This is a genomic window from Pedobacter caeni (assembly GCF_900129215.1).
Lineage (GTDB): Bacteria > Bacteroidota > Bacteroidia > Sphingobacteriales > Sphingobacteriaceae > Pedobacter > Pedobacter caeni.
The window spans coordinates 1-25487 of record NZ_FQUQ01000009.1 but is presented as its reverse complement, the minus strand read 5'-3'; the positions used below and the strand labels follow the sequence as shown (position 1 = coordinate 25487).

The window sequence follows — 25487 nt, the reverse complement described above, 5'->3', positions numbered from 1 at the left end:
TAACGATTTTAAACAAAAAACCGCTTCAGGTTAAAAAACTTTGATTAAGTCAATAGAGTCACTATATTTACTGCTCCGTACAAAATTTAAGAACAATTAAATGGCAAGATTAAATCTTCTGGAAGAAACGCGCTTTGAAAAACTGCCCGTTTCTGTCTTTGAAAATCCTAAAGCAGCATCTTTAAGTGTTGCTCACCGCATCGGGGACCTTATTAAAGAAAAACAAAAGAACAATTCCAAGGCTGTCTTAGGCCTAGCTACCGGAGCTACACCAATAGCGGTGTACGCGGAATTAGTTAGAATGCATAAGGAAGAAGGTTTGAGCTTTAAAAACGTAATCACGTTCAATCTCGACGAGTACTATCCTATGCAGCCAGATGCTGCACAGAGCTATGTCTCTTTCATGAATGATCACCTGTTTGATCATATCGATATTGACAAAAACAATGTAAACATTCCTGATGGAACATTAAAGCTGGAAGACATCCCTGCTTTCTGTCTGAATTACGAAAAGAAAATTACTGAAGTAGGCGGACTGGACATCCAGATCCTGGGTATCGGTCGTACCGGTCACATTGGTTTCAATGAGCCGGGTTCTGCACCTAACTCGGGTACACGTTTAGTAACCCTTGATGACCTGACCAGAAGAGATGCAGCCAGAGATTTCGGTGGTAAGTCTTTTGTACCTACAAAAGCCATTACCATGGGTATCGGCACCATTTTCAAAGCCCGTGAAATCATCCTGATGGCATGGAACAAAAAGAAAGCATCTATCATCAAAAAAGCAGTAGAAGGAGAAATCTCAAGTGAGGTTCCGGCTACTTATCTGCAACTTTCTGATCATGTAGAATTTATTCTGGATCAGGATGCAGCTTCTCAATTGACCCGTTTTGATACCCCATGGTTGGTAAAAGACTGCGTATGGGATGACGTGTTGACCAGAAAAGCAGTAATCTGGCTGGCAAATACTTTAAATAAACCAATCCTTAAACTTACTGAAGACGACTTCAATAACAACGGTATGGCGCAGCTGGCTGTTGAAAAAGGACCGGTATACAACATTAACATTCATATCTTCAATAAACTACAACACACCATCACCGGATGGCCGGGAGGTAAACCAAACGCAGATGATTCTCAAAGACCTGAGCGTGCGGAACCTGCTAAAAAACGCGTGGTGATCTTCTCACCGCACCCTGATGATGATGTGATCTCTATGGGCGGTACTTTTATCCGTCTGGTAGATCAGCAACATGATGTACATGTGGCTTATCAGACTTCCGGAAATACAGCAGTATGGGATGATGATGCACTGCGTTTCGTAGAATTCAACATTGACTTCTCTGAAAAAATGGGCATGGGACAACAGGGTATGAAAGACCTGTACCAGAACATGCGTAAGTTTATCGAGAAAAAACAACCAAATCAGGTAGATACCCCTGAAATTCAATCGGTAAAAGGACTGATCAGAAAAGGAGAAGCCATTGCTGGTGCAAGATATTGCGGTTTAGAAGATGACCATATCCATTTCATGGCGCTTCCTTTCTATGAAAGCGGTAAAAACCAGAAAAATCCGGTTACAGAGAAAGACATCGAACTGACCATGGAACTTTTACAAAAAATCAAACCGGAGCAGGTATTTGCTGCAGGAGATTTTGAAGATCCACATGGTACCCATATCGTATGTTTTAACATCATCTTATCCGCTTTACAAAGATTGGCAAAGACAGAAAGCTGGGTTAAAGACTGCTGGCTATGGTTGTACCGTGGCGCATGGTTGGAGTTCGAAACCTATGAGATTGAAATGGCAGTGCCATTGAGCCCTCAGGAAGTAGAGCGTAAAAAATTCGCAATCTTCAAACACCAGTCGCAAAAAGACCGTGCTGTATTCCCTGGTGATGATGCAAGAGAGTTCTGGGAAAGAGCCGAAGACAGAAACAGAGAAACTGCCCAATCTTATGACAGCCTGGGACTTGCGGAATATGAGGCGATGGAAGCCTTTGTTCGTTACAAGTTTTAAATTTATATTTATAGCCGCGACTGATCACAGTCGCGGCTTTTTTGTTTTTAAACCCTGTTGATATGACCGCTTCTCCAAACCTGCAGGATGCTCCTGCCAGATTATTATCTCTTGATTTTTTCAGGGGCGCAACCGTTGCCGCTATGATCCTGGTAAATAATCCGGGCGACTGGGGGAATATTTACGCTCCCCTCGAGCATGCCAACTGGAATGGATGTACACCAACAGACCTGATCTTTCCTTTTTTCCTCTTTATCGTAGGCGTTTCCATCGCGTATGCCATGGGCAGCAAGAAAACAGATCCGGCAACACATCAGAAAACAATCGGAAAAGCCGTAAAAAGAGCATTGACTTTATTTGCACTAGGCTTATTCCTTTCCCTATTTCCAAAAGTATTTACAGATCCTATAGGTGCTTTCCAACATGTCCGTATCCCGGGCGTATTACAACGGATTGCCATCGTTTTCCTGATTTCTTCGGTCATCTTCCTTAAAAATTCAGAAAAAAACATCTTCAGAATCATGATCATCCTTCTGGCCGGATACTGGGCAATCATGACTTTTGTCCCTGTACCGGGTGTAGGTTATGCCAACCTGGAAAAAGAAACCAATTTAGGGGCATGGATAGACCGGGGCATCCTCACAGAAGCCCACCTTTGGAAATCCTCAAAAACATGGGATCCTGAAGGACTTCTAAGTACCATTCCGGCAATCGCAACTGGTCTGTTTGGTGTACTGGTGGGTGTTTACCTGAAACGTAAGGACCTTGATGCGCCGACAAAAATTGCCTGGTTATTTTCTGCAGGCTGCTTCGCTGTAGTCCTGGGATTGGTATGGGACCTGCAATTCCCCATCAACAAGCAATTGTGGACCAGCTCATTTGTACTCTATACCGGAGGATTGGCAACCGTCATTCTCGCCCTCTCCTACTGGATCATTGACATCCAGCAATACAACCGTTTTACCAAACCCTTTGTGGTTTATGGCGTAAACGCAATCACGGTATTCTTCCTTTCCGGCCTCATTCCACGTATCCTGCAAATGATTAAGCTGGATCAGCCCGACGGAAGCAAGATCAACCTTCAGTCCTGGTTATACTCCGGCTTTACAGCCAGTTTCTCCCCTATCAATGCCTCTCTGGCCTGGGCGGTTACTTTTATCCTTTTCTGGCTCGTTATTCTTTGGGTGATGTATAACAAAAAGATCATTATAAAGGTTTAAATTCTCATCATTAACACTCATTAACTCTTGTTAACTCTTTTTAAGTAACAGATATCCCTATTCTTTCTTAATTTAGCAAACCTATTACCTACCCATCCCAGAGGCTATCCACCATATTTGTAACAACTTATGTGCTCATCATGCTTCATAAACATAAAAAAACAAACCATTACCAATGAAAAGAAACCTTAAAATTCTGGCCATAGGTCTTGTTGCTCATCTGGCTGTTTACAGTCCGGGTTATGCACAAAAGAAACCTGTTGCCAAAAAAGCATCAACCACAGTAACAAAAATAAACGGCACGCTCATCCCCAATGACCCCGATGTAAAAATTGGCAAACTCTCTAACGGGCTTACCTACTATATCAGGAAGAATACTGAGCCCAAAAAAAGAGCAGAACTTTATCTGGCAACCCGTATTGGTTCATTAATGGAAGACGACGATCAGCAGGGACTGGCGCACTTTACAGAGCACATGGCTTTTAATGGCTCTAAAGATTTCCCTAAAAATGAAATGATCAATTACCTGCAGAGAGCGGGTGTGCGTTTTGGTGCAGACCTGAATGCTTATACGAGCTTTAACCAGACGGTTTATCAGCTGCCTATCCCTACAGACAGTGTTGACGTATTCAAATCCGGTTTTAAAATTCTGGCCAACTGGGCAGGAAAAATCATCATGGAAGGCGAAGAAATCGACAAAGAGCGTGGTGTAATCATCGAAGAAGACCGTCAGCGCGGAAAGAACGCACAGGAAAGAATGAGCAAGCAATTGCTACCCTTGCTATTGAAAGGTTCCCGTTATGAAAACCGCCTGCCAATTGGTAAAATTGCCCTTCTTCAAACCTTTAAACATGATAAAATCAGGAATTTCTACAAAGACTGGTACAGACCTAACCTTCAGGCAGTAATTGCAGTAGGTGATTTTGATGTCAATGAGGTAGAACAACTGATCAAACAGAACTTCTCTGAACTGACCAATCCTGCAAATCCAAGACCACGTTTAGCTTATGACCTTCCGGACAACAAGGAACCATTGGTTAAAGTGATCACAGATCCGGAGCAAGCTTATAATGTAGCGATGGTGATGTACAAACAACGTGGTGGCGTAACTAAAACCACAGCAGATTTCAAAAAAAGCATGATGTATTCCATGATCAATAGTATGCTTGGTGCCAGGTTCCAGGAAATCCTTCAGAAGGGTAATGCCCCATTCCTGTTTGCCCAAACGAGCTACGGTGCATATCAGGGTGGTTTGGTACCTGACCTGAATGCTTTTCAGACAACCGTAGTATCTGCCACAGGAGCAACCCTGGAAAAAGCGCTGATTGCCGGTCTTGCAGAAAGTGAACGTGCCAATAAATTCGGATTCCTGCAATCAGAACTTGAGGTGACCAAGAAAAATATAGCCGCCGGAAATGAAAAACGCCTGAAAGAAAAAGACAAAACCGCATCTTCCAGCTTTGTACAGAAGTACCTGAATAATTTCCTGGAAGGAAGCAGCATTGCCTCCACAGAATATGCGTATGAATTAACAAACAAAACACTGGCACAAATTACACTTGCAGAAGTAAACGCACTGGCAAAAACACTGATCACAAAAGAGAACCAGATCATTGTAGTTCAGGCTCCTGAAAAAGATAAAGCAAGCCTGCCTACAGAAGCACAACTTATTGCAGCACTGAAGAGCGCAGGCAATGGCGTTACTGCTTATGTAGACAACTCCGTAAATAAGCCCCTCTTAGAGAAAAAACCTGTTGCGGGTAAAATCCTTAGTGAAAAGAAAGTTGATGCCATAGGCGCCACCGAATTGACGCTGAGCAATGGAATAAAAGTGTTATTAAAGCCCACTGATTTCAAAAACGATCAGATTATTTTCAGTTCCTTCTCTAAAGGAGGTACTTCCTTAGCCGGCAATGACGATTATCAATCGGCCGAAATGGTGAGCCTGATCAGCCAAAGCGGAGTTGGAGATTTTAATCCTTCGCAGCTCAATAAACTCCTTGCCGGAAATACAGGCAGCGCAGGTTCCTATGTTAGCGAACTTTACCAGGGCTTTAGTGGCAGTGCCGCTCCAAAAGATATCGAAACCGCTTTCCAAATGGTTTATGCCTATGCCACCAACCCAAGGAAAGATGTAGAGATCTTCAACAAAAACATCAGCGATTACAAAGTGGTCCTGGCCAACAAAAATGCCAACCCTTCCAGTGTATTCGCAGATACGGTACAGGCTGTCCTGGCTTCTTACAATAAGCGCGGAATGCCAACCACCCTATCCGATCTGGATAAGATCTCACTGGATAAAGCATTTGCTTTCTATAAAGACCGTTTTGCGGACCTGGGCGAACAAACCTTCGTATTTGTAGGGAACTTCGAGGCAGATAAACTGAAGCCTTTCATTGAAACTTATATTGCCAGCCTTCCTACACAAAACAAAAAACAAAACTTCGTAGACAACGGCGTGAATCCTCCGGTAGGAAAGATCAGCAAGACCGTATACAAAGGATTGGAAGATAAAGCCGCAGTAGAATTGTACCTGCATGGTGATTACGAATATACTCCGGAAAACAACATTCAGCTGGAAGCCCTTAAAGCTGCCCTGGAAATTAAAATCCTGGAACGTTTACGCGAAAAAGAAAGCGGTGTCTATAGCCCTAACGTTGGCCTGAGTGTCAATAAACTGCCTAAATCACATTATTACTTCACCATCTCCTTCAGCTGTGCAACGGCCAATGTAGAGAAGCTAATTGCTGCTGCTCTGGATGAGGTAAGTAAGATCAAAGGCAGCGGTGCAACAGCCGACGACATTAAAAAGTTCAAATCTGAAGAACAACGTCAGATGGAGCTGAGCCTTAGAAACAACAACTACTGGTTGAGTTACATCACCAGCTGTTTGCAAAACGGAGAGGATCTTGACTTGTTCCAAAAGGAAAAACAAATGATAGAGAAAGTAACTGTAGAAAGCACCAAAGCAACTGCAGGAAAATACCTGAACGAAGACAATTACATTCGTTTTGTATTGGTACCACAAAAATAAATAAATCTTCAATACAAAAACGGCCAGCTCATCAATCAAATGATGGCTGGCCGTTTTTTATGTTCGGGTTTCCTATTCCAAAAATGTTATTCTTCCTGACTCGCCAGCTCCTTTGTCTGGATTCCCACAGGGCCGCTAGGTTCGCTCTCGTTTTTCAAACGATCCAGTGCAGTAACAAGGTAGTTATATCTTTTTCCTTTTTCTGTGGTTGTGTCGATAAAAAAGGTGAAATCTTCAAAACTGATTTTAAGAATGTTCTTCGCATCCAGCACATCGATCTTTTCCCCTTCGTTAAAACGGTAAACTACATACCCTGAGGCCGTCTCTCCATCACTTGCCACAAATGGTTTTTCCCATTTCAGATGAACACCATCACCCTTAGCTTCTGCACTCAGCTGCTGAGGTTTATTCGGTACGATCTCATCCAGCCATGGCATCTGCGGAGGAAGTGCCGGATACCGGTATAAATCGTTTCTCAGTGAATCCCCCACCGCGCGTGCTACCGTGGAAAAAGATTTTGAACTGAAGAAGACACTGCCCTGAACCCGGTTATTGTCGCGGATATACCTGATCTGTGAAGGAATCTGATTTGGCAAACGCCATGCAGCTTCCATCTTCTGGTTCACCAGATAAGCAGCCTGCCCGATGTAAAGGTGCCGTCCATAGGTATTGTTTCCCCACCAGTCTACCAAAGTGCCAAAAGGGGCTACACGGCGGGTAAAGCTGAAATAAATCTGAGGATTGATGTAATCTACCCACCCCTCTTTAACCCATTTTCTGGAATCAGCAAAGAGCTCATGATAATTGGAAAGCCCTCTGGTTGCAGAACCCTGGCTATCTTCATTGTCGTTCTTCCAGATCCCGAAGGGACTAATCCCAAATTTCACATATTTTTTATGGTGATGAATGCTGTCATCCAGCTGTTTGATCAATAAGTCAACATTATTCCTTCTCCAGTCGTTGATATCGGTAAAGCCATTTGAATATTTGCTGAACGTTGCCTCATCATTGATGCGCTGACCGGCAATTTTATAAGGATAGAAATAATCATCAAAATGAATTCCATCCACATCGTATCCTTTAACCACATCCAGAATCACCTGGATAATGTATTCTCTTACCTCAGGAATTCCCGGATCGAATTGTTTCTTGCCACCATAAGTAAAGAACCATTCGGGGCGTTTTCTCGTCATATGGTCAGAACTCACCACAGTATTCACACTCATCGTTGCCCGATAAGGATTAAACCAGGCATGAAGCTCCATTCCTCTTTGATGTGCTTCCTTAATTGCAAAGGCCAGAGGATCGTAACCAGAACCAGGAGACACCCCTTGTCTGCCGGTCAGCCATTGGCTCCAGGGTTCTCTCGATTTCGCATAAAACGCATCTGCTGCAGGCCTGACCTGTAATAAAATCGCATTCATTCCGTTGGCTTTATGCATCTCCAGAAGACCAATTAATTCCTGTTTTTGCTGATCCGGACTCAAGCCTGGTTTCGAAGGCCAGTCAATATTCGCTACAGTCGCAACCCAGACCCCGCGAAACTCTCTTTTTGGAGCAATTTTTGATGTGCTCTGAGCGTAGAGAATAGGAGGAGTTATTATGAATAGGGATAATAGCGCATAGATAGTGGTTTTAAACATCTTATGTAATTTGTTCTTTTATTAAATTAGTTTCATTTGTGGTCCTCAGTATACACTGATATCTGAGATCCTAGCAAGTAAACGATTTTTTTTAAAGTCTCATACAAATAGGCCTTTTTTTTTGCTATTTCCTACATTTTTATGTTATGTTCGCGGTTTAAACACATTTAGAGAAGAATTGAAGAAATGTCAGACGAAAATGAGATGGTGAATAAGGGCGATCGCAATAAGATTTATTTCCTGATTGTGGTTATTCTTGCTCTCCTTGGTACAAATGCTTACCTGTACTTTAAAGACAGACATCAAAGTCAACGTTTTGTTACAGTGAACACGGAAAAGGACAGGCTAAAACTTGAAGTAGAGAAAATTGAAGCAGAACTGGACAAAGTAAATGCGATCAATGTTACTTTAAGCGAAAAACTCCAGGAAGAACAAAAACTGGCAAGGGCAAAAATCGCCGAATTGAAGCAGGCCCTTCAAAATGGGAAACTGACACAGGGAGACCTCGTCGCTGCTCAGAAAGAAGTGAAGGAACTGCGCGAATTTGTAAAAAACTATAATGAAGAAATCATTCGTCTGGAGAAGGAAAACACTTCCCTCAGAACGGAAAGAGACAGCTTAAAGGAATTTGCATATACCACCGGCCAGAAAGCCAGGGAACTGGAAAAGAAAAACACCGAATTAAGGGAAAAAGTAAAGACCGGTGCTGCACTTAAAGCCGGTAATGTGACCGTAATTGCCTACAAAGTTAAAAGTAGTGGCAAAAATGTCGAAGTAACCAGAGCGGGTACCGCAAAGAAGCTCAGCATTACCTTCAACATCGTTTCGAATCAACTGGCACAAAAAGATTACCATAAGATTTACTTACGCGTTTTTGATCCTGCAGGCAACCTGATTGCCGATGGAGAGAACCTCTTCGAAGCAGATGGAGAGCAAATGCAATACAGTTCTTCCACTTCCATCTCTTACAACGACGACAATACTGCTTATACCATGGATTGGATCAACCCTAATCCCTTCATTAAAGGTATTTATTCGGTTATTCTATATGCAGACGGCTTTACCATGGGGAAGGCCACGCTCCCATTAAGATAAAGGGAAACTCAGATAAAAGGTCGTTCCTACCTCTGCAAAAGATTTGAAGGAAACTGTTCCACCGGCATTTTCTACTGCCTGTTTCACAAATGCAAGTCCTAAACCTGTTCCTGACGATTTTGTCGTAAAGTTAGGCACAAAGATCTTATCCTGCTGTTCCGGATCGATCCCCTTGCCATTATCGGCAACCTCTACAAACACGTTTTCCTCATCGTTCATCAGGTTGATCTTGATCACACATCTGGCTTCCGGATCGGCAGCCTCAATGGCATTCTTCAGCAGGTTATTAAAGGTACGCAGCAGCTGATCTTTATCTCCCAATACCACCACTTCTACTGTTGCATGGTTAAAAATATAAATCTCTACATTTTGGGTATTGGTAAAAACATCCCTTGCCTGTTGAATGATCGGCAACAAAACAAGTTTCTCCAGCTTCGTATCCGGCATCTTTGCAAAGTTTGAAAACTCTGAAGCTATCGAGGCCAGGCTATCAATCTGCTCTATAAATGATTTATTGAACCGCTCAAATTTCTTCTCAAAATTAGGGTCCTGCTCCCGCCAGGATTTTTCCAGCAATTGTACCCCTAGTTTTAAAGGGGTCAGCGGATTTTTAATCTCGTGTGCCACCTGCTTGGCCATCTCACGCCAGGCAATCTCCCTTTCAGACCGGGCCAGTTTGCTCGCACTCTCTTCCAGTGCAGCAATCATTTTATTGTATTCCTTGATCAAAGAGCCGATCTCATCATGACGGGACCATTGAATCGGCTGATTTTTCTGTCCCAGCTTCGTCTTTCTGATGCTGTCCTGAATAAAAGTAAGCGGGCTGGTGATCTGGTTGGCCAGAAATACGGCAAGGATTCCGATCGCCACAAATACAAGGGCATAAATGTTGATCAGCGTGTTGATATACAGCCCTATTTTCCGCTGATAATCCGCTTCATTTGCATAATAAGGCAATCCGATATAAGCTACGGTCTCGTTCATGGAATTCCTGATCGGTGCATAGGCAGAAGAATATTTAAATTCCCCGATCCGTTCATTAGGGTCAATATACTCCGACCTTTGCATTTGGCTAAGGTAAATATAAGCCTCAGCCCCCATTTTACGCCCTATGATCCCAAAATCATAAATCCTGGGCAAAGAAGTATACAACAGGTTTCCACGGACGTCAAAGAGGTTTAAATAGGCTGCATTCACATCTGCAAACTGATTGAAATCACGAATAGATTCATCACTCGCTTTTGGAAGGCCTGAATTGAAAATGCTTTTCTCATAAGAAAGCTGCACTTTCCGTATTTTTTCCTGAATAAAGTCTTCCTGTTGCCTGCGGTACTCATCTCTGATGTAGAAATAAGTGGTCCAGCCAACGATCAGTAATGTAGCCACTACGGAAAGTACAATTGAAAACTGAATCCTCGTCTTATACAGGATCTTATTCGCATTGATCATCAGGGAGCGGTTGATGTTGAACCAGCCACCCCAGCTTTCATCAATGTTCTTTAAAACCCAGATTAAGGAATATAAAGCGACAGAAAAGATGATAAAAACCAGAAAGAAGAAGGATAAGGTTGCTAAACGTACCACGTAAGACACCTTTTCCTTGCTCACAACGATCATCTTGGAGGCGATGGGCATATACACCAGATGGGTGTATCCAATGCTGTCTGTGATGATCTGAGCCTTTTTAGGTTCTGCCCTGAACTCCGATCCCGAGAGTTTATAGGTATATTTTCCGGATTGATTGGCTAACCTGCCATAATTGTAAAAAGCAAAAGAATAATTACTGTAGTCGTCCTCACTCTTATTCCTCCGGTCGATCAGTATATCCGGTAACTGGCTATTGTAATTGTATTGTTGTGATTTAAGCTCAATCACCAGCGTGCCCAAAATATGGTTGTCCTGAAAAATAGGAATGATCCCAAAATAATTCTGATAGCCAAAAGTATCGTTCAGGCGGTAAAAGAAATTAGATTCAGAAGCCTTTACCGAACCTGATTGCACCAATTGTTTATAATAGCTTAAAGGAACCCCCTGACCATTGATGGAAGAGTCCAGGCTATTGTATTCGTAAAGGTTGTATTCAAACTTGGACAGATACCCGCCAAGGAATTGTTTATTGATGTGCCGCTGTAAAATATCAGATCTCCTTAAAGCAGGCTGTTTAAAATAATCCGCTACAAAACTGTCTGTATAGATCCCTACTTCCAGGCTTTCGATAGAACTGATGATTTTCGGATCATCGGTAGATTCCAGCTTCTGGGCAATGGCTTCCCGCTTGTTCTTTTCCTTGGAATCGATAAAATTCAGGTACTTGATCGAAGAAATAAAAGCCAGACAAAAGAAAATCCCCGTAAACACCCCTATAGAGAATCTGCTGTTCCGAAGGTAAACGTTCCAGCCAATGATAAAAATAAAGAAAGCGTAAACGATAAAAAAGATATTGAATCCCGTGGCCAGTCTATAGCCAAGATAGCAGGAAAATACGGCAAGAAAGAGGATCAGACGCTCCTTATTGGTCACATTTAAAACCCTGGTCTGCTCTAAGAGAATCACAATGATCAGGTAGATGTTAAACCAGACCAGGCATAAGATCACAATACTGATCCAGCTGATCCAGCCCAGATTGATGATGTTGGTGATGTCAAAGTTGATCTTGGAGTTGATGATCAGTCCGTAAAAAATCTGATCAATCACAAAAGCCATTAAGCCAAAAACCACCAGCAATACCAGATAAAGCAGCAATCCGGCAAGTTTGTTCCTGACGAGCCAGGAGGGCAGCCTGTACTGATCCCTGTGTTTATATACAAAATAAATCAGCCAGGTCAGGACAATCACATTGAGCAGAAAATCACCCAGTGAAGGTAAAAGGAAACTTTCCCCGTAAATGGTGGGGCTGAAGATCAGCAAATTAAACTGATGGTTGAACCAGCCATATTCCAGGTCGGTGACCCTGAGTGTGACAAAAAACAAAGCTAAAAGCAAGGTTGCCGGCATCAGGTTCCCCCTTTTTGCCAGCCATACACAGAAGGAATTGAAGAATAAACAGAAGCTGAAAATTCCAATCGTCCATAACCAGACCTCTATAGTTGCATAAATACTCTTCGTATAACCTTGTTTCAGTTTCACTTCAAACAATAAGGTTCCATCAAACTTATTGATGCCGTAAACCTCTGTATCAGTAAAAGAAGCAAGGGATAAAGATTGGGAAGGGAGCAGGTATGGGGAAATGTCGTTACTCAGAAACTGGTTCTGAATCCCGTATTGGCTCTTCACCTCAATCAGAAATACCAGGGAATAATTGCCCTTGGTTTTCCGGATCACCTCATACCAGCCATTGGGGAGCTGCAAAAAGGTAGAACCTTCCCTGATGCCATCCAGTCCGGTTGGAAAGGCGGTAAAAGAACTCCAGAACTTGAGTTCGGAGTTCTCATAAGTCAGCAGGTTGATCCCTATATTGCGGTAGAAATTGATAAAATCAAGTCCGTACCTTTCATTCAGGTGGAACTGTTTTGCCTGTTCAATTTTCTGGGGGTCCGACAGGAATTCATTGACAATGTTTTCCTTTTGATGCAGATTGTCCTGAAGCTCGGCCGCTTCGTGGGTAAGTAAATCTTTTTTACTGATCGTGTTTTTTAAAGAAAGGGCCGTACCAATACAGCAGGCCCCCAGTATCAATAATAAAAATCTGATTTTACCCGCGATGCTCACGTTAATCTTAAGCTGTAGTAGTTGCCGAAGTTGTTGCAGAACTGGTTGGAATTGCCCTGTTCACCTTTTTAACCAGGCCTTGTAATACATTACCCGGACCAACTTCAACAAATTCAGCAGCACCGTCAGCAATCATGCGTTCGATCGTTTGCGTCCATTTCACCGCTCCTGTTAACTGAGTAATCAGATTGGCTTTTATCTTTGCAGGGTCTGTATTCGGAACCGGATCTACATTCTGATAGATCGGACATACCGGAGAAAGAACCGTTACATTTTCAATGGCTTCCTGTAGCTCGACTCTTGCCGGCTCCATCAGTGGAGAGTGGAAAGCACCACCTACATTCAGTTTCAAAGCACGTTTTGCACCTGCTTCTGTTAATTTCTGACAAGCGATGTCTACCCCTTCAATGCTTCCGGAAATTACGATCTGTCCCGGGCAATTGTAATTTGCAGCCACAACAACTTCGTCAATCTCTCCGCAGATCTGTTCTACCACCTCATCGGCAAGGCCTAAAATAGCAGCCATCGTAGAAGGTTGTAACTCGCAGGCTTTCTGCATCGCATTAGCCCTGGTAATCACCAGTCTCAAACCGTCTTCAAAAGATAAAGCAGAAGCCGCTACCAATGCAGAAAATTCACCTAAAGAGTGACCTGCAACCATATCCGGTTTAAAATTATCACCCAATGTCTTAGCCAGGATCACAGAATGAAGGAAAATAGCCGGTTGAGTCACCTTGGTTTCTTTTAATTCTTCATCCGTTCCGGAGAACATGATGTCACTGATCCGGAAACCGATGATCTCATTTGCTTTTTCAAACAGTTCTTTGGCGACTTCATTTTCGTACAATTCTTTACCCATGCCCGAAAACTGAGCGCCTTGTCCTGGAAATATATATGCTTTCATTTTTTAATTTGTGATTGGTTAGTGTAAGTTGGCAGTGATTAACCTCAAAAACTCTGCCCTAGTTTTATCTTTTGCAAATTCTCCTGTAAAAGCAGAGGTGGTGGTTACCGAATTTTGCTTCTGAATTCCACGCATCGCCATGCATAAGTGCTTACACTCAATTACTACGGCTACTCCTGCCGGGTTTAAAGTTTCCTGAATACAATCTCTGATTTCATTGGTTAAACGCTCCTGTACCTGTAAACGGCGGGCGAAAGCATCCACAATTCTCGGGATCTTGCTCAGACCTACAATATGACCGTTTGGAATATAGGCCACATGCGCTTTTCCAAAGAATGGCAGCATATGGTGCTCACACATAGAGAATACCTCAATATCTTTAACCACTACCATTTGGCTGTAATCTTCTTTGAACATCGCTCCTTTAAGGATCGCTGCCGGATCAAGGTCGTAACCATGAGTCAGGTATTGTAATGCCTTAGCCACACGCTCAGGCGTTTTGATCAATCCCTCACGTGAAGGATCCTCACCAAGCTGGGTTAAGATATCTGAATAATGGTGTGCTACTGAAGCAATTTTACCTTCGTTATAACGGTCTATTTTGATGTAGCCGTTTTCTGTTTCATTATCATCTAAATGATCTGTATGATTATTCATGTCTAAAGGTTATTAACCGAAGTACTCCACAAAGTTGTTTTCAGTTTCGTAAATTTTTATGCAATGAAGTTTTGCGCCTGATTCTTCGATAAAAGGCAGCAATTCATCCCATATCGCAATCGCTAAGTTCTCTGTAGAAGCCAGTTTACCCTTCATGAAATCCACATCAAGATTCAGGTTCCTGTGGTCAATTTTATCTACTACGTAAGTATTGGTGATGTCTTTCAACCATTTCAGGTCTACAAGAAATCCTGTTTCAGGATTGATTTCTCCCTTAACAGTCACATACAACTGATAGTTGTGTCCATGCCAATTTGGATTGGCACATTTTCCGTAAACTTCTGTGTTTTTATCTTCAGACCAGTCTGGTCTCGACAATTTATGCGCAGCGTTAAATGATGCTTTTCTTGTTATGTATATCATTCTCTGTTATATTGTTGACAAATATACGCAGAAAGCTTAAAGTAGAAAGGTTTAATATCTAACTTAGACCTTATGAAGATTCTTTTAGTCGCGGCAACAAGTGCAGAAATATCCATCTTAACGGATCATTTTAAATTGAGGGATGCTGCATTCCAGCAAACGGAGAAGTTTGATATCCTCATTACCGGGGTAGGAATGACTGCCACCGCTTTCGCATTGGGCAAACACCTGTCCGGCATTTACAACCTGGTGTTGAATCTGGGGATTGCAGGGAGCTTTGACCCCACTATTCCTCTGGGCACCGTTCTCAATATCGTTACTGACGAATTTTCTGAACTGGGAGCAGAAGATAAAGACGCTTTTCTTTCCATTGAAACACTGGGCTTCGGAAAGAGCAGCTACCGGGCCCACAACAACCTGCTTCACTCCTCATTATCCGGATTGTCAAAAGTAAAGGGCATCACAGTAAACACCGTCCATGGGACTCAGCATAGCATCGATGACATTAAAAACCGACTGAAACCCGTCACAGAAAGCATGGAAGGCGCCGCAGTACTCTACTGCTGTGAAAACGAAGGCATCCCATGTCTACAAATCCGAAGCATCTCCAATTATGTGGAACCAAGAAATAAGGAAAGCTGGAAAATCGGACCCGCCATCAAAAACTTAAATGAATGGGCGATTGGATTTTTGACAAACAGCTAACCAAGTCGCTTTGGATAGTTGCTACCTTTGAAACCGATAAAACAGAGAAAAATGACTTTAAGCCTTGGATTTTCCCCCTGCCCGAATGACACCTTTATCTTCGATGCCCTTATTCATCATAAAATTGATACCGAAGGGTTAGATTTCAAAGTATCATTCGATGACGTGGAGACCCTCAATCAAAAGGCAATTAAAGGAGATCTGGACATCACCAAATTAAGTTTCCATGCCTTTGCTTATGTATATGAACAATATGCATTGTTAGATGCAGGCAGTGCCTTAGGTTTTGGTGTAGGCCCTTTATTGATCTCTAAAAACGAATACCTGGCCAATCACCCGGATAACCTGAACAAAGATTTAAGAGTCGGGATTCCGGGAAAATATACCACCGCCAATTTCTTATTGGGCATTGCTTTCCCTCATTTAGTACAAAAGCAGGAAATGACTTTTTCGGCGATCGAACAGGCAGTTCTGGACAATGAGATTGACCTTGGATTGATTATCCATGAGAACCGTTTCACCTACATGGACAAAGGGCTGCACAAAGTGATGGACCTTGGCAACTACTGGGAGCAACTTACCGGGTGTGCCATTCCTTTGGGTGGAATCGTGATCAACAGAAAACTGGATCAGGAAACCAAGGAAAAAGTGAACAGGATATTGCGCAGGTCTGTGGAATATGCTTTTGCCAATCCCAAATCGGGAATTGAGTTCATCAGGCAACATGCTCAGGAAATGAGTGAAGAGGTCATGTATAAGCACATTGAACTCTATGTCAACAAATACTCCATTGATCTTGGCGTTGAAGGCAGAAAGGCAATAGATGTCTTGTTTACCATGGCACAGGAAAAAGGACTAATTCAACCGATTCAGAAAGACCTGTACCTCATCCCTTAAAGGCCTTAATTACAAGGCCCGTCCGGAATTTCTTTACTGATCTTCAATAGCTTCGTGACCACCATGGTAGAGTCAAAGTCTGCAGATACCATCAGGCTGTCAGACTTGATCACATTACATTCTACTTCAATATATACCGGCTCATAAGGTTTTTCAAAATTGAAATTGCTATAGGCCAGTTCCAGGGTTTTTGCACTATCGGCCACCCAGTATTCATTCCCTTCTTCGCAATCCGTAAAGGACTTCATCTCAGGACCATAGGTATATAGCCCCTTAATTACCCTCTTTGCATGTTTTTCAACAGATACAGGTTTGGTATTACAGGCTACAACGATCATAGCCAGCAAAATCAATAGGGGTAATGGTTTTATAGATATATTCATGATGTTAGAGATCTTGATTTAAATGGTCTATTTTCTTCACGCTCAGATTAGCTGACAAAGCTGATGCCATAAAAGAAAATACCGTTACTGTTAAAAATACTAATAAAAAATCCGTCCATTTCAGTCCGATTGGGTAGCCATTGGTCAGGATTGGATTGTCTTGCGCCATTTTGACAAAGCCGAATTCCTGTTGCAGCAGACAGAAGATCAGGCCAACGATCAACCCCAGCACACAGCCGGTCATGGTGATCATCATCCCCTCGAATAGAAAGATCCTTTTGATCAGGCCTTTACCTGCTCCAAGACTACTGAGAACGGCAATATCTTTCAATTTATCGATCACCAGCATGGTCAGTGATCCGATAATATTAAAGATAGCAATAATTAAAACAAAAGTCAGGATGATGTAAACCGCCCATTTCTCGGAACCAAGAATGTTATGAAGGGCAGTATTTTGCTCTATCCGGTCCTTCACCTGAAAGCCTTCCCCGATTCCTTTTTCCACCTCCGATTTAAACTTGTCTGCATTTACCCCCTTATTCAAAAGGATCTCTATAGAAGAGACTTTCTGAGGTTCATCCAGCAGTTTCCTCGCAAATGCCAAAGGTACAATCGCCACATTGTCAAAATCCTGCTGTACTTCAAAAACTCCTGAGACAGGAATAGAGAGCACCGTAAAATCATCGCCCGGGTTTAAAGACCCTGTTTTCCTCCCCTTCTTAGGGGAATACACCTGTAAAGGAAGAAAAGGATCTGTGGTATTTACCATCAAAAAATTCTGAAGTGCAGAACCGATCACCGCAAAATGATTCCCGGGGCCATCCAATACAAAATGGCCATCGATGATGGTACTGTCCAGACTCTTATTTTTCAGGTAATCAGGGCTTACCCCTTTAACCAGGCCAACAGATTGCTGATCATTATACCTGAGCAATGCATTTTCAGAAAGGACCTCCACATAGGAATAAATACCTTCAGCTTTCTTCAACTGGTTAAAGTAAACCGTATTGGGCTCAAAAGTCTTCCCTTTTACCGGAGTGATGACCAATTGTGGTGTCATGGTATTGAACATTTTCAAGACCAGGTCTTCCAAACCGTTAAATGCAGATAATATGATGATCAACGCAGCACTTCCCACAAACACCCCTAACACGGAAATCGCGGAGATGATGTTGATCGCATTGGTAGATTTCTTTGCAAAAAGATACCTGCGGGCTATGTAAAAGGCTGTATTCAAATCTATTCAGGTAATTATGACTGTAAAAAAGGATTGTGTTGTTTCTCAAAGCCGATGGTCGTAGACTGACCATGTCCCGGATAAACTGTGCAATCATCGGGCAATATAAACAAGTTATTCCTTATGCTATTGATCAATTGTGAATGATTTCCACCCGGAAGGTCTGTACGCCCGATACTGGTATAGAAAAGGACATCCCCACCGATCAGAAAATTGTCTGCCGCGGCATAGAAACACAAATGTGCAGGGGAATGTCCCGGTGCATAGATGATCTCCAGCTGACTCTGACCAAATTTAATCGTTCCACTCTCCCCCAAAAACACTTCCGGCTCCGGAGAAAGCTCATAATGGAAGCCCATTTGAGGCGCATATCCCGGAACAGCATGTAAAATCGGTAGTTCACCGGGATGAAACTGAGGTTTCAGGCTCCAGTTGTCAAAAACGAATTTATTCCCCAATACATGGTCGATATGGCAATGTGTATTTAAGAGCAATACCGGTTTCAGGTTATTTTCTTTGATGAATCGAACCAGTTCATTTTGCTCATCAGCATCATACATTCCCGGATCGATGATCACACATTCCTTTGTTTCATCGAATAAAACATAAGTATTTTCCCGGTACGGATTAAAAGCAAACTGCTGAATACTAATCATAATAGTTAGATATTAAAAGGTATTAATTTTTCCATTTGAAGGACTCGATCATTCGGTCAATGTCCTTCTTTATAAAAGTAACCACAGGCTGAATAGAGTCGTACTGTGGCCGTTCATTAAAATATAAAGCGCCACGGAAGTAATGTTTCGCACTATCAGTCAGAAAAAACTGTACTGAGGAAGCGGTATTTCCTTCTATGGCATAATAGATTCCATATACTTTCTTTTCAGGGTAATTGATCAGCTTCTGATCGATCGCATTGGCTTTTACGGTATGTTTAAATGCAAAAGTCCGCGCATCTTCTATCAGTCCTTCGTATTCCTTTTTTGAAGAAACATCGTAGTAAGTGAGGTGCAACCGTGCATTAAACTGAGGAAAGGAAAGGTTGTTCCAACAAGGTTGAGTGCCTTTACTGCTGTCCGGGTTTAAAGTAGCATACAGGGGGTAATCAAAAGTGAAAGCACATCCCCCATCATAATTTTTGTAGGCTTTCTTTGGAAAATCAATATGAAAATACCCCCTTGGTTTTGGCGCATAGTCATTGCTATGACAAGCAGAGAAAGCCAATATGATGGCAAAAAGGCAAACTGGAAAGTATGTTTTCATATGTTAAGAATTCCAAATATACCAGGAACGTTCCGCCTGAAGGTATAACATTTCCAGTCCGTTTTTAATTGCTGCTCCGCGGGAACTGCATTGGGCCAGAAATCGGGTTACTTCAGGATTATAAACCAGATCGTAGGCAAGGTGTCTTTCTGATACAAACTCATAAGGAATTTCCGGATAAGTATCTGCATTCGGCGACATGCCCAATGGCGTGGTATTGACCAGTAAGGTATGTTCCTTCAGGATTTGTTCCGATACTTCTTCGTATAGAATACTATTATCCGATGGCTTCCTTGTCACAATTACAAAAGAGATGCCCAGCTTATTCAGCACATATTTAATGGCCTTAGCCGCTCCTCCGTCTCCAAAAATCAGGGCCTTGGTATGGTGTTCCTTTAAAAAGGGTTTCAGAGACTCTTCAAATCCATAAGCATCAGTATTGTATCCTTTGAACACCGCTTTTCCATTTTCTCTGCGGATATCAATACAATTGACCGCTCCGATTTTTGCCGCAGCATCGTCAAGATCCTTTACATAGGCCAAAACACTTACCTTATAGGGAATGGTGACGTTAATCCCGCAAATCTCCTCATCAGAGGAAATCAGCTGAGGAAAAAGTTCAATATTCTCTATAGGATACAACTCATATTCACAGTTGTCAATATGTTCCTGTACGAATTTCTCTGTAAAGTGTTTCTTTGAAAAGGAATGTGATAAAGGGTAACCAATTAAGCCGTATTTTTTCATTAGGGTTTATGTGTCTTTTATTGGCTATGACGCAACCATAAGCATCTTCATGCTTAGGATTACAATTTATCCAAATTTAAAAAATGATCAAAAGTATCACCTCTTAAACCCAAACGAATGGTTTCCAAAGGAATAGTTTCCGCCGGAGCAATATTTCCAAGGTTTACATTTGCACCTAAAAGCTTGATGAACCATACTTGTTGTTCCTTTTGCGGAGCTTCCCAGATAATGGTTTCTTCAGGAATTTGCGTCAGAATCTCATCAACTAAACCTTCTCTCACCTCTCCTGAACCTCTGTAAATACCTACATTACCACCTTCGCGCGCTTCGGCAATTACTTTCCATGAACCGGCTTCAATTTCCGCATTCATCAATTTAATCCATTTGTAAGGCGCGAAAATCTTGGCTGCATCTTTAGATCCAACTTCCGAAATTACAGTAACCTGCGTTGACAATTTACGGATGAATTCACATTTAAGGTCGTGCTCAATGGTAATCGAACCATCTGAAACCTCGGCATATTCCATATTGAACTGATCCAGTACTCTGCGGTAGTCATCAAACTGATTACGGATGGCAAATGCTTCGAATAATGTCCCTCCAAAATAGGTAGGAATTCCTGCATCTCTGTAAATTGCCAGCTTTTCTTTTAGATTAGGGGTAACAAATGAGGTTGCCCAGCCTAGTTTTACGATATCAGTATGTACTCCGGCAACTTCTATAAAATCTTCAGTTTGCCTTAAGCTTAGTCCTTTATCCATGACCATTGTAATGCCTTTACTTCTTGGCTTTACCGATCTTTCGGGTATATTATTTAATGGGTAGTTCATATTGCTCACAAAGGTGGAAAAAAAACGGACAGTTTTTATCAGCTATTTCTAATAAAAAATGGTACAATTATTTAACATAACGGTTAATTACTTCGATTATTGAGCCGTTGTCCTGTAATTGTGGCAAATATTCAAATAAAATATAATGCTTATCCGGATCGGTTACCAAAGCGGTTTCCAAATAAGCCAGTGCATCATTCTTTTCACCCAAAGCAAACAGGTAAGCCACCATCCGGTAATACAGTTCTGCTGCATCCGGATTGTTCTTGATCCCATCTAAAATCGTCTCTGAAGCTTCCAACAATCTACCTTGTTCATACAATACCGTAGAAAAGTCCAGCCATGCCTCGATGTCTACCGGATTAAATTCCAGCACCTTATAATAAGCTTCAATAGATTGTTCTATCTGTCCGAGTTTATAATAAGCATCTGCCATCGCAAACCAGAAATCCGGATTTTCGCCGTCCAGCTCTAAAGCTTTGCGGTAAAAATGAAGGGATTCAAAATAGCGTTCCTCAAAATTAAGGGTCACACCAATCCCAAACCAGGCATCAGCCATCTTATGGTCCATCTTCACCGATTTCTTGTAATAAGCACGGGCTTCGTCCATATGTTCCAGTTTTTCATAACACTCACCGATGGCACAATACGTATCCGCATTAGGTGGTTCGTATTCAAAAGTCTGTTTATAGACCTCTATGGCTTCTGCAAAACGGTCCAGCTGAACCAATGCATTTCCTTTGTTATAGTAAGCGGAAGCAAAGTTATCCTTGATCAGGATGGCATAATCATAGGCATCAATCGCTTTTTCAAAGAGATCGAGCTTATGGTAAGAATTGGCCAGGTTATACCATGCGGCATACGAATAAGGATCGTTGTCGATGTATTCCTGATAAAACTGAATGCTTTCTTCCTGTTTGTCCAGGATGTCATAACAAAATGCCAGCTCATATAGGCCGTCTTTGTTTTCCATATTCTGTTCCAGACTTTGCTTGATATAAACGATGGCCTGTTCATAATCCAGCATATTCTGGTATACATAGGCAATCTGTAACAGAATTTCATCGGTCGTTTCGGCGAAACCCAATGCGATCTGAAAATTATCCAAAGCTTCTGAATAACGTTCCAGACTGTTATAAATGTTTCCACGTAAAATATAGATCTCTGCCTCTGAAGCTTCCAGCATCTCGGCCTTTTGCAAGGCGAGAAATGCCCTTTCGATCTGGTCGGTCACAAAGAACAACTGTGCTTGTTTTACCAGAAAGACTGCTGCATAAGGGTGTTGGTTTACGGCGTACTCTATTACCTGAAGGGCCTTTACAGGATCACTCTTCTCAATGTAATAATCAATAATATTTTCAAAAGCCTGGGCATCAAAAAAGTACTGATCCTCGTTACGTATCATCTCTTCGTAACGTTCTACCGAACGTTGCGCATCATCACTAAAATCAAATAAAAACTCCTCTTCCATGTCGCGAATAATTAAAGAACAGATCCCATATTTTAAAACACATTATAAGTTTACAACATTTATGAATAGCATAAACGAAATAATTTTCAACATACACACACCCGAGCTCCTAAATGACTGATAGTATTAATTTTAGCAAAAGGCGTCGGGAGAAATTAGCTGACTTATTTTTTGCAATAGAGATTCATGATCTGAATTATAATGCAAAATAACGGAACTTTAATTGAAAACAGGTAAAATTCAGGTCATGAAATGGTGGGGAAGGCAGAAAAGAAAATTACGGAGCTTAAGCTGACATTCGTTCCATTATTTTTTTGTTGATTTGTAATATTACATATAGCGCTCAACAGCTTTATTATCATTAAAAAACCAAATATTAATGAAAACAAACATCAGTTCCGTTTTAAAAAACTTAGGGATTCAGGAATTAAATCCTGCGTACAGCACAGGTAATCACTGGGCTGCTTCATCAAATGCAAAAACTATAGACAGCTATTCTCCGGTTGACGGAAAAAAAATCGCAAGTGTACAGGTCGCTACTGCAGATGACTATGAAACCGTAATGAAAAAAGCGGAAGAGGCATTTGTTTTCTGGCGCAACTTACCGGCACCAAAGCGTGGTGATATCGTACGTCAGTTTGGCGATGCATTAAGAGAAAGTAAAGAAGACCTGGGTACACTGGTATCTTATGAAATGGGTAAAAGTTTACAGGAAGGATTTGGTGAAGTACAGGAAATGATTGACATCTGCGATTTTGCAGTTGGCCTTTCCCGTCAGCTTTACGGATTAACCATGCATTCTGAAAGACCAAACCACCGTATGTATGAGCAATGGCACCCAATGGGTATCGTGGGCATCATTTCTGCGTTCAACTTCCCTGTAGCGGTATGGAGCTGGAATACAGCTTTAGCCTGGGTATGTGGAAACGTATGTGTGTGGAAACCATCTTCAAAAACTCCTTTATGTGCCGTTGCCTGTCAACACATCATTGCGAAAGTATTAAAAGCCAACGATATGCCTGAGGGAATCAGCAGCCTACTGATTGGAAATGCAGTTGGCGACATGATGAACAACGATAAACGCATCCCATTGGTTTCCTTTACAGGATCTACCAGAATCGGCCGTATGGTCTCTACCGCAGTTGCCGGCAGATTTGGAAGAAGCATTCTGGAATTAGGAGGAAACAATGCGATCATTATTTCTAAAGATGCAGATCTGGACATGTCCATTATCGGTGCTGTATTTGGCGCTGTAGGAACAGCCGGACAACGTTGTACCTCTACCCGTCGTCTGATCATTCACGAAGACATTTATGAGGACTTCAAAAACAGACTGGTAAAAGCTTATGGTCAGCTAAGAATAGGTGATCCTTTAGATCAGCACAACCATGTAGGCCCACTAATTGACGTTGCCGCAGCAGATATGTATACGGAAGCGATCGAAAAAGGCAAGAAAGAAGGTGCTAAATTTGTTGTTGACGGAGGAGTGCTTAGTGGTGATCAATACAGCTCAGGTTGTTATGTAAAACCATGTGTGGCAGAAGTCGAAAATCATTATGAGATCGTGCAGGAAGAAACTTTCGCTCCGATCTTGTATCTGATCAAATATAAAACACTGGAAGAAGCAATTGCTTTGCAAAATGGTGTTCCTCAGGGATTATCATCAGCAATCATGACACTTAACCTGAGAGAAGCAGAGCAGTTCTTATCAGCAGCGGGATCTGATTGCGGAATTGCCAATGTCAATATCGGCACCTCAGGAGCCGAAATTGGTGGTGCTTTTGGTGGTGAAAAAGAAACTGGTGGTGGTAGAGAAAGCGGTTCTGATGCATGGAAAGCTTATATGCGCAGACAAACGAATACCATCAACTACGCAAATACCCTTCCTTTAGCACAAGGAATCAAGTTTGACCTGTAACCCGAAGATCTTAATCCTAAAAAAGGCCGGTCTTCAGATTAAGACCGGCCTTTTTTAGGATTAGTTTTTTATCCCCCAGTTGGTAGAAATGTTTTACTGTGGCAGGTTTCATTTGGCAAGAACCTAAAAATAAGATTATTCCTGAAGCAATAATTAGTTTGTGAATTTGATTTGATCTTGCGTTAAGGATAGAAGCCATGTAGAGCCAGACATGAAGATATTCTTTATTTTTTTTGGTTCAAAAATTTGGCATGCCTGCTTCTGAGTTCTTCGGTATAAGCCTTTTCTACATACTGATCATTGATTGCATTCCCTTTATAATATCCTTTTAAGATTTCTTCCCTCGCCAGACTGGAAAGTAAATACAATGGAACAGGGCTGTTTTTATCATTCCCCAGTCTTTCTCTTGGAAACACCAGGTTGGGGAGCGACAGGAAATAAATGTTCCAGTTATCCTTTTCCAAAGCGGCATACATTACATATACATAGTCCAGTTTTGCATCCTGGGCCTTATCCTGAAGTAACAGCAACAAATACCCACGATCTTTCTTTGTATTGAAAAAAACCGCGTCATCGACTTTCCAATTACAGTCCTTCAAAACCTGGACTTCTTCAAACCCCTCTGAAAGCCATTTTTCCAGCTGTTCATTAGCAACATTTTGTACATCTTTATAAGTCTTCGTGCCTTTCATTTCTTCGAGTTGCCCTTCAAACATTTTTATACGATTTTGTCCATTTAAACAACTTGTCAGAAAAACAAAAAAAAGAATGAATAGGGATGTGTTTATATTTTTATTCATCAATGAGTCTGTTAAGAAGAGCAATGGTTGTCCCAATTCTTATAAAAAACAGAAAGTCCCGACAAGCCAGGACTTTCTGTTTTTTATAAGCATGCTTATGGTGTGCCTGCCCTACACGGATCACCCGTTCACAGGACTTTTTTATCAAATGGATGTTAATATTTTTCTTATACTAATTTAAGCAAATTCCAGGCTTATCAGTGTACAATTTTTATTAACAAATTCACAATTTATTGTTATCCCGAATTGCATTTATAAGAATCTTAGAATAGTTACCAAAATTCTGACACAAGAATTCACTACTGATGCTGAAATTTCAGCATCATCAAGGAGCAAAAAACTAGTTTAACATCTGTTTTCAACCAGGCTTCCCTGGCAAATGTTCCAGTTTATTCTTCAATACCTGATATTCTTTTTCCAGGGTTCGGAAAGCTTTGCTATCGACGGGATTCCCCCTGTTGTTCTTCATTTGCTGTAAATAATCAGCTTCTACTACGTCAAACCGCTGTTTTACTTCAGCATATTTCTTTTT

Annotated in this window: 20 protein-coding genes; 7 read left to right on the top strand and 13 right to left on the bottom strand. The window is 41.7% G+C overall.

Annotated elements, in window-relative coordinates:
• The first annotated feature begins 100 nt into the window (after positions 1-100).
• The 3 genes from nagB (at position 101) to BUC20_RS32040 (ending at position 6274) form a co-directional block, all read left to right on the top strand.
• The gene (gene nagB, locus BUC20_RS32050; RefSeq protein ID WP_073238517.1) at positions 101-2020 is read left to right on the top strand and encodes a glucosamine-6-phosphate deaminase; all 1920 of its coding nucleotides are present in this window, start codon (positions 101-103) and stop codon (positions 2018-2020) included.
• 62 nt (positions 2021-2082) lie between these two features.
• Complete coding sequence (locus BUC20_RS32045) at positions 2083-3240, top strand: acyltransferase family protein (RefSeq protein WP_073238514.1); 1158 nt, start codon at positions 2083-2085, stop codon at positions 3238-3240.
• A gap of 175 nt (positions 3241-3415) precedes the next feature.
• Positions 3416-6274, top strand: coding sequence for a M16 family metallopeptidase (locus BUC20_RS32040; protein WP_073238511.1), 2859 nt, complete (start codon positions 3416-3418; stop codon positions 6272-6274).
• A gap of 86 nt (positions 6275-6360) precedes the next feature.
• On the opposite strand, the gene BUC20_RS32035 is transcribed toward BUC20_RS32040, so the two are convergent.
• Entirely contained in the window at positions 6361-7917 is a 1557-nt protein-coding gene (locus BUC20_RS32035) for a glycoside hydrolase family 10-like protein (protein WP_073238508.1), read from the bottom strand.
• Between the two features lie 186 nt (positions 7918-8103).
• Here BUC20_RS32035 and BUC20_RS32030 point away from each other — a divergent pair, with 186 nt between their 5' ends.
• Entirely contained in the window at positions 8104-9012 is a 909-nt protein-coding gene (locus BUC20_RS32030; RefSeq protein WP_073238505.1) for a hypothetical protein, read from the top strand.
• On the opposite strand, the gene BUC20_RS32025 is transcribed toward BUC20_RS32030, so the two are convergent.
• The 4 genes from BUC20_RS32025 to BUC20_RS32010 are packed head-to-tail and all read right to left on the bottom strand — an operon-like array spanning position 9004 to position 14704.
• A complete protein-coding gene (locus BUC20_RS32025) occupies positions 9004-12720 on the bottom strand; it encodes a sensor histidine kinase (RefSeq protein WP_234994637.1) in 3717 nt (1238 codons plus the stop codon). The genes BUC20_RS32030 and BUC20_RS32025 overlap by 9 nt on opposite strands.
• 7 nt (positions 12721-12727) lie before the next feature.
• Positions 12728-13624, bottom strand: a complete 897-nt coding sequence (fabD, locus tag BUC20_RS32020; RefSeq protein WP_073238502.1) for an ACP S-malonyltransferase — start codon at positions 13622-13624, stop codon at positions 12728-12730.
• Positions 13625-13642: 18 nt separating this feature from the next.
• Positions 13643-14281, bottom strand: coding sequence for a GTP cyclohydrolase I FolE (folE, locus tag BUC20_RS32015; RefSeq protein WP_073238499.1), 639 nt, complete (start codon positions 14279-14281; stop codon positions 13643-13645).
• 12 nt (positions 14282-14293) lie between these two features.
• Positions 14294-14704, bottom strand: coding sequence for a 6-pyruvoyl trahydropterin synthase family protein (locus tag BUC20_RS32010; RefSeq protein ID WP_073238496.1), 411 nt, complete (start codon positions 14702-14704; stop codon positions 14294-14296).
• Positions 14705-14776: 72 nt separating this feature from the next.
• Between BUC20_RS32010 and mqnB the strand changes: the two genes are divergently transcribed.
• Positions 14777-15409, top strand: coding sequence for a futalosine hydrolase (gene mqnB / locus BUC20_RS32005; RefSeq protein ID WP_073238493.1), 633 nt, complete (start codon positions 14777-14779; stop codon positions 15407-15409).
• A 51-nt stretch (positions 15410-15460) separates the two neighbouring features.
• The gene (locus BUC20_RS32000) at positions 15461-16306 is read left to right on the top strand and encodes a menaquinone biosynthesis family protein (protein WP_073238490.1); all 846 of its coding nucleotides are present in this window, start codon (positions 15461-15463) and stop codon (positions 16304-16306) included.
• 5 nt (positions 16307-16311) lie between these two features.
• Here BUC20_RS32000 and BUC20_RS31995 read toward each other — a convergent pair whose 3' ends face one another.
• The 7 genes from BUC20_RS31995 to BUC20_RS31965 all read right to left on the bottom strand — a co-directional run bounded on the left by BUC20_RS31995 (position 16312) and on the right by BUC20_RS31965 (position 22237).
• Positions 16312-16689: a hypothetical protein gene (locus BUC20_RS31995; protein WP_073238487.1), complete on the bottom strand. Its 378-nt coding sequence runs from the start codon at positions 16687-16689 to the stop codon at positions 16312-16314.
• Between the two features lie 4 nt (positions 16690-16693).
• Positions 16694-17926 (bottom strand): ABC transporter permease, encoded by a 1233-nt coding sequence (locus tag BUC20_RS31990; RefSeq protein WP_073238484.1) that lies wholly within the window; start codon positions 17924-17926, stop codon positions 16694-16696.
• A gap of 14 nt (positions 17927-17940) precedes the next feature.
• Positions 17941-18582, bottom strand: coding sequence for an MBL fold metallo-hydrolase (locus BUC20_RS31985; RefSeq protein WP_073238481.1), 642 nt, complete (start codon positions 18580-18582; stop codon positions 17941-17943).
• A gap of 22 nt (positions 18583-18604) precedes the next feature.
• The gene (gene gldD / locus BUC20_RS31980) at positions 18605-19189 is read right to left on the bottom strand and encodes a gliding motility lipoprotein GldD (protein WP_073238479.1); all 585 of its coding nucleotides are present in this window, start codon (positions 19187-19189) and stop codon (positions 18605-18607) included.
• Positions 19190-19192: 3 nt separating this feature from the next.
• Positions 19193-19936, bottom strand: a complete 744-nt coding sequence (locus tag BUC20_RS31975) for a shikimate dehydrogenase family protein (protein ID WP_073238476.1) — start codon at positions 19934-19936, stop codon at positions 19193-19195.
• A gap of 59 nt (positions 19937-19995) precedes the next feature.
• Positions 19996-20766 carry a phosphosulfolactate synthase gene (locus BUC20_RS31970; protein WP_073238473.1) on the bottom strand — a complete coding sequence of 257 codons (771 nt, stop codon included), beginning with the start codon at positions 20764-20766 and terminating at the stop codon, positions 19996-19998.
• Positions 20767-20833: 67 nt separating this feature from the next.
• Positions 20834-22237, bottom strand: a complete 1404-nt coding sequence (locus tag BUC20_RS31965) for a tetratricopeptide repeat protein (protein ID WP_073238470.1) — start codon at positions 22235-22237, stop codon at positions 20834-20836.
• A 379-nt stretch (positions 22238-22616) separates the two neighbouring features.
• Here BUC20_RS31965 and amaB point away from each other — a divergent pair, with 379 nt between their 5' ends.
• Positions 22617-24155, top strand: a complete 1539-nt coding sequence (amaB, locus tag BUC20_RS31960; protein WP_073238467.1) for an L-piperidine-6-carboxylate dehydrogenase — start codon at positions 22617-22619, stop codon at positions 24153-24155.
• Between the two features lie 224 nt (positions 24156-24379).
• On the opposite strand, the gene BUC20_RS31955 is transcribed toward amaB, so the two are convergent.
• Positions 24380-24871, bottom strand: coding sequence for a hypothetical protein (locus BUC20_RS31955; RefSeq protein ID WP_073238464.1), 492 nt, complete (start codon positions 24869-24871; stop codon positions 24380-24382).
• Positions 24872-25487: the final 616 nt, after the last annotated feature.

Excerpts from the sequence above, each read along its gene's own strand:
- nagB (WP_073238517.1), top strand. The coding sequence starts at position 101 with ATGGCAAGATTAAATCTTCTGGAAGAAACGCGCTTTGAAAAACTGCCC.
- BUC20_RS32045 (WP_073238514.1), top strand. The coding sequence starts at position 2,083 with ATGACCGCTTCTCCAAACCTGCAGGATGCTCCTGCCAGATTATTATCT.
- BUC20_RS32040 (WP_073238511.1), top strand. The coding sequence starts at position 3,416 with ATGAAAAGAAACCTTAAAATTCTGGCCATAGGTCTTGTTGCTCATCTG.
- BUC20_RS32035 (WP_073238508.1), bottom strand. The coding sequence starts at position 7,917 with ATGTTTAAAACCACTATCTATGCGCTATTATCCCTATTCATAATAACT.
- BUC20_RS32030 (WP_073238505.1), top strand. The coding sequence starts at position 8,104 with ATGTCAGACGAAAATGAGATGGTGAATAAGGGCGATCGCAATAAGATT.
- fabD (WP_073238502.1), bottom strand. The coding sequence starts at position 13,624 with ATGAAAGCATATATATTTCCAGGACAAGGCGCTCAGTTTTCGGGCATG.
- folE (WP_073238499.1), bottom strand. The coding sequence starts at position 14,281 with ATGAATAATCATACAGATCATTTAGATGATAATGAAACAGAAAACGGC.
- BUC20_RS32010 (WP_073238496.1), bottom strand. The coding sequence starts at position 14,704 with ATGATATACATAACAAGAAAAGCATCATTTAACGCTGCGCATAAATTG.
- mqnB (WP_073238493.1), top strand. The coding sequence starts at position 14,777 with ATGAAGATTCTTTTAGTCGCGGCAACAAGTGCAGAAATATCCATCTTA.
- BUC20_RS32000 (WP_073238490.1), top strand. The coding sequence starts at position 15,461 with ATGACTTTAAGCCTTGGATTTTCCCCCTGCCCGAATGACACCTTTATC.
- BUC20_RS31995 (WP_073238487.1), bottom strand. The coding sequence starts at position 16,689 with ATGAATATATCTATAAAACCATTACCCCTATTGATTTTGCTGGCTATG.
- BUC20_RS31985 (WP_073238481.1), bottom strand. The coding sequence starts at position 18,582 with ATGATTAGTATTCAGCAGTTTGCTTTTAATCCGTACCGGGAAAATACT.
- gldD (WP_073238479.1), bottom strand. The coding sequence starts at position 19,189 with ATGAAAACATACTTTCCAGTTTGCCTTTTTGCCATCATATTGGCTTTC.
- BUC20_RS31975 (WP_073238476.1), bottom strand. The coding sequence starts at position 19,936 with ATGAAAAAATACGGCTTAATTGGTTACCCTTTATCACATTCCTTTTCA.
- BUC20_RS31970 (WP_073238473.1), bottom strand. The coding sequence starts at position 20,766 with ATGAACTACCCATTAAATAATATACCCGAAAGATCGGTAAAGCCAAGA.
- BUC20_RS31965 (WP_073238470.1), bottom strand. The coding sequence starts at position 22,237 with ATGGAAGAGGAGTTTTTATTTGATTTTAGTGATGATGCGCAACGTTCG.
- amaB (WP_073238467.1), top strand. The coding sequence starts at position 22,617 with ATGAAAACAAACATCAGTTCCGTTTTAAAAAACTTAGGGATTCAGGAA.
- BUC20_RS31955 (WP_073238464.1), bottom strand. The coding sequence starts at position 24,871 with ATGTTTGAAGGGCAACTCGAAGAAATGAAAGGCACGAAGACTTATAAA.